Raw genomic sequence first — 12,465 nt, 5'->3', positions numbered from 1 at the left:
CTCCATGTTGCCTTCCGCGTTCTGAACCGCGTCGGCACCCGGAATTACACAACTATCGCGGCTCAATGGCTGGCCCATACGTTCCCCTACCGACGCTTCGCCGACCACCTCACGGTGGCCTGCGCACGGCTTGGGGCCGATGTGGTTCGCTATTCCTTCATCGCAGTGGACTTGCACCACCTACTCCTTGCCGGTCTCCCGGCGCACTCAGAACTTGTGCCGCACGCCGACCGAGACACCGATGTTGTAGTACGTCTGGCTTGCGTGAAATGCCGGCGGCGGGAATGGAGCGACGCGCAGCGCAAGGGTGCGCGTCGCCCGTCATTCCGGCTTGACGCCGGCTTCGGCAATGACCTTTTCCCAGCGGACTTTCTCCGCGTCGATGAACCGCGCGCCGTCCGCGCGCGACATCGGCATCGGATACGTGCCCAGGTCCTTCAGGCGATCGATGAACGGCTGCTGGGCCAGGCTCTGGTTGACCGCCGCGTTGATGCGGTCGAGCACGGGCATTGGCGTGCCTTTCGGCGCGAAAATCGTGAACCAGCCCTTGGCGACGAGGCCCGGCGCAATGTCTTTGGCGAGCGGAATGCCTTCGAGGCCGGGCAACGGTGCATCCGATGTCACGGCGAGCGCCCGGAGCCGGCCGCCGCGCACGAGTGGCACCAGCGGCGCGATGCCATCGACGTAGACCGGGATATCGCCCTTCACGACGGCCTGGATGGCCTGCGTCGTGCCGCTGAAGCTGACCTGGCGAAATTTGGTCTTCTGCGACTGGCCCATCATCTCGGCCGTCAGGTGCGGGACCGAGCCGCGTGCGGGGCTGCCGATCACGACATCGTCGGGGCGGGCCTTGCCGTCCCTGAGCACGTCGGACAGGCTCTTGTAGGAGGTGGCCGGTCCGGCGACGAACATCATCGGCGTGTAGGCCACCGTGGCGGCTACGGCGGTATCGCGCTGGATGTCGAACTTCGCTTCCTTGTACATCACCGGAGTCGTCACGGCCGCTGCCGCGTGGAACAGCACCAGCGTATAGCCGTCTGCCGGTGCCTGCTTCAACGCGCTCATGGCGACAATGCCGTTGCCGCCCGGCTTGTTCTCGATGATCACCTGCTGCTTCCACGTGCTGGTCAGGCGTTCGGCCATCTGCCGCGCAATGATGTCGGGCGCACTGCCCGCAATGGAAGGGACGAGAATGCGGATCATCTTGTCCGGGTACACCTCCGCGCTCGCTGGCAGCGCAACGAGCACGCCGGCGAGCGCGGCAATGGGGGCAATCGCGGTAAGGGGGCGCTTCATGTTGTCTCCGACGTCTGGCGCACCGGCAAGACGATGGTTGCCGGCGCTTTATTTGATAGACACTCAAATAAGCATTGTATGTTTATTGATTGTGTATCAAATAAGTAGATACCACTAGCGCGAGGCTAGCGGTCAAGCCGGGAATCGGAGAGACGTGTGGATGATGAAAGAAGCCCGCCGACGCCTATGCGGCGCGCGCGCTCTTCTTTTTGGCGGGCTTTGCGTGGCGCGGCCACGCTTCGATGCCGTCGAGCGTGATGCGCAGCCCTTCTTCGAAGGCCGTATCGGAAGACAGCTTCGAGAACGCCTTGCTGACGAAGCGAGCGCCGGGATACTGCTCGGCCGACACCGCGTCGAGCTTGCTCTGGATGAAGGCCTGGTGATAGGCCGGCAACTGCCGCGACGCTTCGGCCATGCTCGCCGAAACCAGGTATTGCGCAAGCAGGTGGTACGCGAGCGCGACCTGCTCCGCCGAGAAACCGCCCTGCATGATCGCGGACGTCATGCGGTTGAAGAACTCCAGGCCGTAGTCGGTTTCGCCGGGCTGCACGTCCTGGAACAGGCGGTAGCGGTTATGCGACGCTACGTAGTTGCTGACCCCGGGGTTCTCGATCGCGACCTGGAAGCTGAGCCGCGAGATGCGCTCGACATCCGCGCGCCAGTTACCCGTCAGCGGCTGGAGGCGCAGGGTGCGCTGGCGATAGTAGTCATTGAGCACGCCGGTGACGAGCTGGTCGCGTCCGCCGAGGTAATAGTGGATCAGCCCTGGCGCCACGCCAAAATCCTTGGCGAGCTGCACCATGGAAATCTGGTCCAGCGGCATGGTCCTGGTCAGCTCGATCGCATGCTGCAGGATGGTCGTGCGGCTGAGCATCGGCTCGGCACCGATCGGTGATTCCGTCTTGGGCGGGCGTCCGCGCCGGCGCGGCGTGGGACTCGTCGATGGCTGTGCGGCGGCCTTGGCTGCGGGCGATTTGCGTGCGGCAGGCATGATCAGGAGGCGAAGCGGACCGGCTTGGAATTGGTGGTGTGCCAATTCTATCCGGCTTCGCCTGTTCTGCCACTTCCAGCCACTTCCAGCCAAGTCCTGCCGGGCCCTACGCCGATGCGGCAGCCGCCACCGGCGCGCGCCGGTGGCCCGTCCGGTATCGGCCAACGGACAGCACCAGTCCCGCCGCAACCAGCAACGTGCATGGCAATACCAGCAGCGGCACATCATAGCTGCCGTGCCGGTCGAACCATGCGCCAAGCCCGATCGGGCCGATCACCGCACCCAGGCCGTAGCCCGAGAACGCAATGCCGAACAGCGAGCCGAACGACGCGAGGCCGAAATACGAGCGCACCAGGTAGGAAATCAGGTCACCTTCCGCGCCAATGGTCAGGCCGATCAGCGCCGTCGCGACCAGCAGCGTCGCGTAGTCGTGCGAGCCGCGCAGCAGGTACACGCCGATGGCGCCGCCCACGAAGAACACACCGGCCACCAGCGGTGCGTGGATGCGGTCGATCAGCACGCCGGTCAGCAATCGCCCCACCAGCAGCCCGATACCGACCATCGACGCACTGCGCGCCGCCATCGCCGCGTCGAAGCCGCGGTCCGCGAACAGCGACGGCAGGTGCGGGCCGAGCGACAGTGTTGCCGCCGAGCTCAGCACGAAGACCAGCCAGATCGCCCACAGCCGGTAGCTGCGCAGTGCCTCCGCCAGTGGCACGCCTTCCGGAGCGGATGATCCCGTTCGCCCGGTACCGCGACTGCCTGCAAAGCGTTCCCGCAGCAGTCCACACGCCACCAGCGACAGCACCACCGAGCCCGCACCCAGGCCAACATAGGCCACACGCCAGCCAAACGTGGTCACGAGGTACTGCGCGGTGATCGGAAGGATCACCGTGCCTGCGCCGAGGCCGCACATCGCGATCCCCAGTGCGAGCCCGAGGCGCCTGTCGAACCATTGCGGCAACACGGCCAGGTAGCCCAGCACCGACGTGGCCGCGCCCGAAATGCCGACCACGACGGACAAGGCCACCCACGCCAGCATGCTGCCGTCCTGCAGCGCCATGGCAGCCGTGGCAAGGCCGAATACGACGGCCGAGCACGCAATCACGCGGCGGATGCCGAAGCGGTCCATCATCGCGCCGACGATCGGGCTGACGATCGCCAGGCCGAACATCGACGCCGCATAGGACAGCGATGCCTGCGACCGCCCCCAGCCGAACTCGGCGGCAAGCGGCCGGACAAAGACACCGGCCGTGGCGTTGAACAGCGGCGCGTAACCGGCAAGCATGCCGAGGGCGGCGCCGAGGATCACGCCGATATAGATGCGGACGGACACGCGCGGCAGCGCGTCGGGGGCGGTTTGCATGAGATGGTCTCCTGATTAGCGGCGCCGCCTTCGGTGGGCGGCTGCCGGATGGCGGCTGCGGCGGTCAGCGCAGCCCTGTCTGGCTGCCGAGGTAGGCGCCCGCACCGGGTGCCGTAGCGGCAAGGCCGAGCCTGCGCAGCATCTGCCGCGCCGTGCATACGGCCGTGGAGGTCACGGGGATACCCAGTGCCTGCTGCGCGGGCTCGATGGCGGCCAGCGACGGCATCTGCACGCAGGCCGACAGCACCACGGTATCGACGCCTTTGACGTCGAGCCGCTTCACGTCTTCCAGCAATTGCAGCGGATCGCGCTCGCCGACTTCCAGGTTGTCAAGGATCGAGAAGTTGATCACGTCCTTCACCTCGATCCCTTCGTGTTCGATGTACTCGACCACGGTCTTCGTCAGCGCGTCGCTGTACGGCGCCATCAGCGAGATGCGGCGGGCACCGAAGTCCTTCAGCTCGTCGACAAGCGCACCGGCCGAGGTCATGATCTGCGGCTGGTACGGCGCATCGGCAATCGCGCTGCCGAGCTCGTCGATCACCTGGCGGTGGTAGCCCATGCCCATGCACATGGTGGCGACCAGGCATGCCGTGCTCATGACATCGACACGTGCGTCGGCCAGCTCCAGCGCGCAGCGGCCCATGTCACGGTTCATCTTTTCCAGCTCCTCGGCCACCACGCGGTGCATGCGCACGCGGCTGGCGTGGAAGCTGAACCGCTCGGGCAACGCCTGCATGCGTGCGGCGAAGATAGCGGGAACCTCGCGCTCCATCGTGATGTTGGAGCTCGGCACGATCTGTCCGATTCGATACTTCATCTTTGAAAATTCCGGGAACGTTCAGGGGCTATAGAGCGGGCGCGAGAAAACGCTTCAGCACGTCGCGCAGTGAATCGGGGATCGGCGTGCTTTCACGGCGATCCAGGTGCACGCAGATCGGCGAGAACATCGCGTCGAACACCGGCGCGCCGTCGGGCCGCCGTGCCATGCAGTGGATATCGAACGAGCGCGTGCGGATGGCTTCCACGGTGCAGGTGATGTCGATCACGTCATCGGGCCATAGCGTGCCGATGAACTCGAAGCGCATCGCCTTGCAGGGTGTGCCGACACCATGCGCCTCGCCGAACCTGCCGCCGCCGGCCATGTGCGCGGTGTAGAGCCCTACCGCTCCCAGCAGGTAGTCGGTGAACCGGCCGGTGTAAACCACCCCGGCGGGATCGCAGTCGCCCCAGCGCACGCGCCGCCGGACGACGAACGGGTTCTCGCTGAGCACGTACTCCGTCGCGTTGATCATGGCTGCCCCACGGCCGCGCCGCCGGACACGCCACCCGCGGCAAGTTCCGCCATCAGCGCCGGAAACTGTGCGCGCAGGCGTTCGGCGTCCACGCGGCCCGTGCGCGTCATGAAGCGGAAGACGAACTCGTGCGGCGTAGGCAGTTCCATCCACTCGCGGATGTTCTCGTACCAGTTGTACGAAGCCTCCGATGCACTGATCAGCTTGGCCTTCTCGGGCTTGCGCACGGCATCGTATTGCAGCAGCGCGGCCGGGACATCGCCGGGATGCGCGACGATCGCATCGGCCAGCGCCATCGCGTCTTCCATGGCGATGCGCGTGCCCGATCCGATCGAGAAGTGCGCGCTCGTCAGCGCATCGCCGATCAGCACCTGGCGGCCGACATGCCAGTTCGCATTGAGGATGACCGGGAACTGGCGCCACACCGAGTTGTTCGACACCAGCCCGCAGCCGTCCAGCTCCGGCGCGAACACACGCTCGAACAGCGCCTGCCGCGCTTCCGCGCTCATGTCCTCCATGCCGAAGTCCAGCCAGGTCTGGTGGTCGCATTCGGCGACGAACGTGCTCATCGAATCGGAGTACGGGTAGTAGTGGGCGATGAAGTAGCCGCCCTCGTACTTCCGGAACACCAGCGCGGGACTCGGGAACGGCTTCTCCACGCCGAACCACGCGAAGTGGTTGCTCAGCATGCGGCGCGTGGTGCCGAAGCCGGCTTCGTTGGCCGCGCGCAATTGGGAGTTGATGCCGTCGGCACCGACGATCAGGTCGGCGTCGATCGTGTCGAAGTCGGCAATGCGCTTGTTGTAGGTTACGCGCACGCCGAGCTCGTGCGCACGCTGCTGCAGCACCGACAACAGGCTGATGCGCGGGATCGCGCCTCCGCCGGCACCCGGCTTCTTCATGATGATCGGGTGCTCATGGCACACGATCGAATGCTGGTCGTTGAAGCGCATGGCGTGGGCCAGCCGGTCCACCACGGTCGGCGATGCCGATCGCAGGTTCGCCAGGCCGGTGTCGGCCAGCACCACGCCGAAGCCGAACGTGGCGTTCTCGGGGTTCTGCTCGAAGACGTCGATATCGACATCCGCCATGCGCTCCTTCAGCAGGATCGCCAGGAACAGCCCGGACGGCCCGCCACCGATGATGGTCACCTTCATTGCGCGCCCCCCGGAGCAATCACCAGCGCGTCCATGTCGAACTGGCGGATCTGGCCCGCGAGCCCACCGGTCAGCGCGCCGTACCACACGGCGGGCTTGAAGCCGAGCTCCTTGCGGCGGAACTGCAGCGTCGGGTTGCCGTCGATGCGCACATAGCCGTTGCCGAGCACCGTGGTACGGTAACCGTCAGTCTTGCGTGCGACGTCGATCAGCGGTGCGAACTCGGGCACGTCGAGCACATAGACCGATGCCTTGTCCTTGTCCTTGTCGGTTCCGGTGCCGGCGCCGGTGCTCTCGATGTTCCCCGCCTTGCGCTGCCAGACCGGCTCGATCGAAGCGAACGCCCCGCCATCATCGCGGGCGCGCTCGAGTTCGATGGCCGCGTCGATGGTGAGCGCGGCATCGCGCTTGTCGGCATTGCTGAACGGGCGCACCTGCCAGGTGATCTCGATCGGGTAGCCGTTCGGGTCGTTGAAGTAGATCGACTCGATCACTTCGTGGCGGATCTGGTAGCGCAGCGGAATGCCCACGGCTTCCACGCGCTGGCGCCACTGCAGCAGCTCGGCTTCGTCACGCACGCGCCATGCCGTATGCGTGGCGCGGTCCTGGTAGTGCTCGCGCACGGCGAGCCAGTCCGGGCGTTCGGTGCCGATGTAGTAGAAGAACGCGATGGTGCTGCCGTTGCCGCTGTCGAAGAAGAAGTGCAGGAAGTCGGCGTGGTTGTCCGGGCCCCAGCCCTTGGCCGAGATCGCGTGGACCAGCGGCAGGCCGAGCAGGTCGCGGTAGAAATGCACGGTCTCGGCCAGCTTCCAGGTGGGCCGTGCAGTGTGGTGGACGCCGTGCAGGGCAACTGCGGGAACGGCGGCTTGCGTGGATCGGGTCATGTCTCTTCCTTGTTCACTGGTTTTGCTGAACGGCGTCTTTCTCGGTCTCCGCCTGCAGCAGCTGCACGATGCGGTCGCGCAGCAGCACCTTGCTGAGCTTCCCGGATGCGGTCAGCGGGAATTCGGGAATCAGCTCCAGGCGCTCCGGCCACTTGAACTTGGCCAGCCCGGCTTCCTGGAGGAACTGCGTCAAGGCCGGCAGCGTCAGGCCGGCCGCCGCCGCGGCGGGCTTCAGCAGCACGAATGCGCAGACGCGCTCGCCATAGACCTTGTCGGGCATGCCGACCACTGCCGAGGCGAGGACCGAGGGATGCCCGTTGATGACGTTCTCGAGTTCCTCGGCATTGATCTTTTCGCCGCCACGGTCGACCACGTCCTTGATGCGGCCGCGGAAGAAGTAGTAGCGCTTGCCATCGACCACGCTCGACGACATCAGGTCGCCCGAGCGGTAGAAGCCATCGGCGGTGAAGCGCGTCGTGTCTTCGTTCTCGGACTTGTAGTAGCCGCGGATCGTGTACGGACCACGGAACAGCGCCTCGCCAACCTCGCCGTCGGCGACAACTTCCTCGGTGCCCGGATGGACGATGCGCACTTCGTCGGCAGCCGATACGGGACGTCCGATCGACTGCTCGCGGATCTCCGGCGGGTCTTCCGGGCGCGTGAACATGATCACGCCCTCGGTCATGCCGAAGATATGGTGCGTCGGGGAGCCCGTCAGGCGCGTCAGGTTGGCGGCGTTCTTCGGCGCGATGAAATTGCGGCGCGCCTTGTCGGCCGGCGCCGATCGCAGCAGTTCCGGTGCGATGCGATTCAGGATCGGCCCGGCCACGCCGAACCACGTCGGTTCGTAGTCGCGAACGAGCGCCTGCAGCGTATGCTCCGAGATGTCGGGCGCGACCGTCACCCTGGCACCGCTCAGCAGGAGCGGCCCGAAGAAGCAGCCCATGTTGAGGTTGTGCATGTACGGCGTGGGGAAGAACAGCACATCCTCCGCGGTGTAGCGGTTCCACGCCGCCACCGCACGCATGTTGTACAGGTACTCGTTCTGGAAGCGCGGGATGATTTTCGGCACGCCCGTGGTGCCGCCCGACAACTGGAACACCGCCGCCTGGAACGGCTCGTGCGTGACGCCGGCAAGGATCTGCTGTGCGCGCTCCAGCGGCATATCACGGACCAGGTCGGCCAGCAGCACGGCACTGCCTCGGCGTGTCCCGCGCGCCTGCAGGATGAAGGCAAGGCTTGGCACCTCGCCCTGCATTTCCTCGGCGAAGGCTACGTCGTCGAACTTCGGGTCGTCGCCCTGCACGAGGTGCAGCCGCGCCGCGCACAGCTTTCCCAGATAGCTGATCTCGAGCTTGCGGAATGCCTGCAGCGAACACAGCGGGATAACGCCGGCCTTCAGGCAGCCGAAGAATGCCAGCAGCAGCTCGTTGCAGTTGCCGCACTGGAACACGGCGCGGTCAAGCGGCTTGAGTCCCAATGCCAGCAGCGCGGCGCCGAGCCGGTCGGTCTGCTCGTCGAGCGCCTGGTATGTGAACTCGCCTTCCGGGCCGACCAGCGCGAGCCGGTCCTTGTGGTCGCGGAACGACTGCCGGAACGCGCCGGCCAGCGTTTCGCCGGTCAGGTAGCCGTCCGCCACATACTGTCGCAGGCGGTCTTCGTCGGGATAGCGCACGCCGTCCAGCAATACTGACGGGCGCACGTGGGTGGGTTGCAGCATGTCTACCTCTGTCGTTTTTTACGTGTATGTCGGGCAATGCCGGCTCAGGCCATCGTCTCGCGCAGCCAGTCGACGATATGGCGGCCCGCGATGCGCTGCCCAGGTTCTTCCTCACGGCTGAGGGCCATGCCGTGGTGGTTGCCGCGCACGCGGATGTGGCGCTTGTCCGGCGCCGGGATCTGGTCGTAGATCTCGCGGATGTCCGCGGGAAACGTGCACTGGTCGCCCGTGTATTCGATCAGCAGGGTCGGCTGGTGCTGCGCACCGAGCGTCTTGTCGAGCGCCGCATTCGAAGACAGCCCCGACCACGTCGAGAGCCACGACTCCGGCGTCACCGTGCGGCCAAACCCTACGCTGCCCCAGTTCGACGTGAACGGGTCCTTGCCCCACAGCGACCCCGTCTTGCGGTCCGACGGATCGAGCGTGATATCCCAGGAGCGCAGGTCGGCGTCGGTGCGCCAGACCTGGAAGATCGGTGCATGCGCGGCGGTGCGGCGATCGGCTTCCGTCGCGGTGGCGGCCTTCAGCCTGGTGCGGGCCTCCTGCTTGGCGCGCAGCATCGCCCTGGCACGCGCGTCGATGCGTGCCACGCGTGCCGTTTGCGCTTCGCGGTAGCGTGCGATGAAGTCGGGCGTGTAATGACCCTTTCCGGTCTCGGCATCGAAACCATTCGCCTTCGAGAATGGATCGAGCGCCGGATCCGTCTGCATCGGATCGTCTTCATCGATGACCGATGGATCGACGCCGCTCATGAGCAGCTTGCCCTGCCCCGGATGCGGCGACACAAGGATAAAGCCGTCGACCTCCGGCATATGCAACTCGCCCAGATTCGTGGGACGGCCTCCGGGCGTGCGGGCAATGCGCATCTCGCGCAGCGTCAGCGCCTGCTGGTTGTAGAACGTGTAGAGGCCAGCACCGCCGGAGTTGCCGAGCATCACGATCTTCTCGTAGCCGAGATCACGCAGATGCGTCATGCCGGCCGCCACGTCGAACAGCGCGATCTCATGCTCGAGGCGCAGGTCATTGCCGATCGAACGCGGGCCCTGTACCCAGCACGCACAACCGGCATCGAGCACGAATGGCACGAGGTAATGCGTGATCGCCATTTCGCGCGGATGCATCAGCGTGACGACGGTCTTTTCCTTGCCGGTCATGGTGAACAGGAAGCCGATCGTGCGTTGACCATCGGCAGTGCCGAGCGCATAGGGCACCATTTGATATGGACGATCCATCAGGTGGGCGTCCCATGACGCGCCTCGCATCCCTGCCGTCACCTGCGGCTTGTCTTGTTCAGTCACACTGTCTCCTTCGTAATTGGGACCGTCTCAATAATCTAGTTGTTATTTGATATACTGTCAAATAATTACGAGACGACGGGCGAAAGACTGGCAATGTCCGGAGTACATCGCTTGGCGTATCAGGCAATCAGGCGCCGATTCGCCAACGCAACCGGCAAGTCACATCTTATCCGGACGGGGAAAAGCAAACGGCCGCACTCCGGGAAGAGTGCGGCCGAAGTGTTCGGCATGCCCACCGCGGCACGAAGCCGGCATGGGCGAATGGCGAGTGGAGTCAGTCTATCTGCGCATTCGACTGCTTCACGACCGCAGTCCATTTCAGCATCTCGCCATTCACGAAGGCAGGAAGTTGCGAGGTTTCCATTGCAGCCGCCTCAAGCCCTTGCGCCGCCAGTTGCTTCTGCACGGCCGGGTCCTGCAGTACCGCCTGCATCGTCTGCACCAACCGGGTCCGCGCCGAGGCCTCCAGGCCCGCCGGGCCGGCCAGCATGAACCACGCTGTCAGGTCGAACCCCGGATAGCCGGACTCCGCGACGGTCGGCACGTCCGGCGCCGCCACCGAACGGCGCTGGCTGCTGGCCGCGAGCGCGCGCAGCTTGTGGCCCTTCAGGTATGGCAGCACGGCCACGGGGTGGTAGAACATGAAGTCCACCTGCCCGCCCAGCACCGCAGTCAGCGCCTGCCCGCCCTCCTTGAACGGCACGTGCGTCATGCTGACACCCGCCATCGACTTGAGCAGTTCGCCGGCCAGGTGGCCGGACGTGCCATTGCCGGCCGAGCCGAACGACAGCTTGTCCGGATGCGCTTTGGCATAAGCGATCAGGTCGGCCAGCGTCTTGTAGGGCGCATCCTCGCGCACCACGAGCAAGGTTGGCGTATAGCCGGGGATGCCGAGGTACGAGAAGTCCTTGCCCGGGTCATAGGGCAGCTTGCGGTAGAGCGCCTTGTTGATGGCCAGCGTGCCGACGGTACCCATTGTCAGCGTGTAGCCATCCGCCTTCGACTTGGCGACGTAATCGGTGCCGATCGACCCGCCGGCGCCGGCACGGTTCTCGACCACGATCGGCTGGCCAAGCTTCTTGCTCATGGCGTCGCCGATGATGCGCGCGGTGATGTCCGTGGACGTGCCGCCGCCAAATGGCACGACCAGCCGCACCGGCCTGGAAGGATAGTCATCGGCGCGGACCGGGCCGGCCGTGAGCGTGAGGGCCACCATTGCGGCCGTGGCCGCCATCATTGTCTTCATGTCTCCTCCTTTGCGGATGGTCAGGAGCCGGTCTGAGCCGGACTTCCCGTTTGCGCCAGCCTGGCGCGGACTTCTTCGCGAACCTGCGCGTCATGTTCGCCCAGCAGCGGCGGCGCCACGACATCAAGCGCGCGCTGGCCGTCGAACGACACCGGGCTGCGCACGGTCCGGAATTCGCCGAGCGTCGGGTGCTGCGCCGTGACCAGCAACTGCAGATGTTTGGCCTGCGGGTCTTCCAGCGCTTCGCTCGTGTCATACATCGGCGCGTGCGGCACGTCTTCCGCTTCGAGCCGCTCGCACCATTGGGCACGCGGGCGCTGGCGGAACAGGGCGCCGAGCAGGTCGATCAGCGTCTCCTGGTTGGCGATGCGCGCCTCGCGCGTCGCAAAGCGCGGGTCCTTGAACAGGTCCGGCCGTTCGATGGCGTTGGCCAGCCCCTGCCAGAATTTCTCCGGCGACGACATGTGCAACGCAACCCACTTCCCGTCGGCACATTCCAGCACGTACGACTGCGAAACGCTGGGCCGGCTGTACGGGCCCATGACCTCGCCGGCCGAATAGTAATGGGTAAAGGCATCGAGATTGAAATGGCTCATCGCCTCCAGCATCGACACCTCCACCTTGCGGCCCACGCCGGTGCGGCTGCGTTCATGGAGCGCGCCGAGAATGCCATAGGCAGCGTAGAAGCCCGTCATGGCATCGGCGATGGCAGGGCCCACCACGCGCGGGTTGGCGGGATTGATGAGCAGGTTCAGGAAGCCGCTGGCCGCCTGCGCCACGGTGTCGTAGCTCGGCCGCGCAGCCGCCGGGCCCGTCGCGCCGAAGCCGCTGATGGCGCAATAGATCAGGCGCGGATTGATCTCGCGCAGGCGCGCTTCCCCTGCCCCCATCCGCTCCGCGGCGCCTGGCCGGAAGTTCTGGATATAGACGTCGGCCTCGCGCACCAGTTCGTCGAACACGGCCAGGTCGTCGGCGTTTCGGGTATTGAGCGTGATGCTGCGCTTGTTGCGGTTGTAGGTCTGGAAGTGCGGGCTGTAGAGGCCGCCCTTGAACGCACGGAACGGGTCGCCGGTCCCGGGCTGCTCGATCTTGATGACATCGGCGCCGAGGTCGCCCAGCAGCATGCCCGCTGCCGGCCCGGTGATGAAGGTGCCTTGTTCGAGCACCTTCACGCCTTGCAGGACTTTGATCATGGCAGGCTCCGTCAGCGCG

Annotated in this window: 11 protein-coding genes; all 11 read right to left on the bottom strand. The window is 65.7% G+C overall.

The annotated features are described in order from the left end of the window. Positions 1–321: 321 nt before the first annotated feature. The 11 genes from LDO29_RS19140 to LDO29_RS19090 all read right to left on the bottom strand — a co-directional run bounded on the left by LDO29_RS19140 (position 322) and on the right by LDO29_RS19090 (position 12,446). Entirely contained in the window at positions 322–1,296 is a 975-nt protein-coding gene (locus tag LDO29_RS19140) for a Bug family tripartite tricarboxylate transporter substrate binding protein (RefSeq protein ID WP_224081365.1), read from the bottom strand. Between the two features lie 184 nt (positions 1,297–1,480). After that, positions 1,481–2,287, bottom strand: a complete 807-nt coding sequence (locus LDO29_RS19135; protein ID WP_224081364.1) for a TetR/AcrR family transcriptional regulator — start codon at positions 2,285–2,287, stop codon at positions 1,481–1,483. Positions 2,288–2,393: 106 nt separating this feature from the next. Further along, complete coding sequence (locus LDO29_RS19130; protein ID WP_224081363.1) at positions 2,394–3,653, bottom strand: MFS transporter; 1,260 nt, start codon at positions 3,651–3,653, stop codon at positions 2,394–2,396. A gap of 64 nt (positions 3,654–3,717) precedes the next feature. Then, positions 3,718–4,473 carry a maleate cis-trans isomerase family protein gene (locus tag LDO29_RS19125; protein ID WP_224081362.1) on the bottom strand — a complete coding sequence of 252 codons (756 nt, stop codon included), beginning with the start codon at positions 4,471–4,473 and terminating at the stop codon, positions 3,718–3,720. 28 nt (positions 4,474–4,501) lie between these two features. Next, complete coding sequence (locus LDO29_RS19120) at positions 4,502–4,948, bottom strand: acyl-CoA thioesterase (RefSeq protein WP_224081361.1); 447 nt, start codon at positions 4,946–4,948, stop codon at positions 4,502–4,504. Then, positions 4,945–6,105, bottom strand: a complete 1,161-nt coding sequence (locus tag LDO29_RS19115) for an FAD-dependent monooxygenase (RefSeq protein ID WP_224081360.1) — start codon at positions 6,103–6,105, stop codon at positions 4,945–4,947. The genes LDO29_RS19120 and LDO29_RS19115 overlap by 4 nt, the downstream gene beginning before the upstream one ends. Beyond that, a complete protein-coding gene (locus LDO29_RS19110; protein WP_224081359.1) occupies positions 6,102–6,989 on the bottom strand; it encodes a VOC family protein in 888 nt (295 codons plus the stop codon). Before LDO29_RS19110 ends, LDO29_RS19115 begins: the two co-directional genes overlap by 4 nt. Positions 6,990–7,002: 13 nt before the next feature. Then, positions 7,003–8,709: an AMP-binding protein gene (locus tag LDO29_RS19105; protein ID WP_224081358.1), complete on the bottom strand. Its 1,707-nt coding sequence runs from the start codon at positions 8,707–8,709 to the stop codon at positions 7,003–7,005. Between the two features lie 44 nt (positions 8,710–8,753). Continuing rightward, a complete protein-coding gene (locus LDO29_RS19100) occupies positions 8,754–9,941 on the bottom strand; it encodes an alpha/beta hydrolase (protein ID WP_396022694.1) in 1,188 nt (395 codons plus the stop codon). Positions 9,942–10,281: 340 nt separating this feature from the next. Next, positions 10,282–11,253 carry a Bug family tripartite tricarboxylate transporter substrate binding protein gene (locus LDO29_RS19095; RefSeq protein ID WP_224081356.1) on the bottom strand — a complete coding sequence of 324 codons (972 nt, stop codon included), beginning with the start codon at positions 11,251–11,253 and terminating at the stop codon, positions 10,282–10,284. A 20-nt stretch (positions 11,254–11,273) separates the two neighbouring features. Beyond that, complete coding sequence (locus LDO29_RS19090) at positions 11,274–12,446, bottom strand: CaiB/BaiF CoA transferase family protein (RefSeq protein WP_224081355.1); 1,173 nt, start codon at positions 12,444–12,446, stop codon at positions 11,274–11,276. Between the last annotated feature and the right edge of the window lie 19 nt (positions 12,447–12,465).

The organism is Cupriavidus laharis, assembly GCF_914271435.1.
In the GTDB taxonomy this organism is placed as follows: domain Bacteria; phylum Pseudomonadota; class Gammaproteobacteria; order Burkholderiales; family Burkholderiaceae; genus Cupriavidus; species Cupriavidus laharis.
Note: the sequence above shows the minus strand (reverse complement) of the source record. Positions and strands in the feature narration are given on the sequence as shown.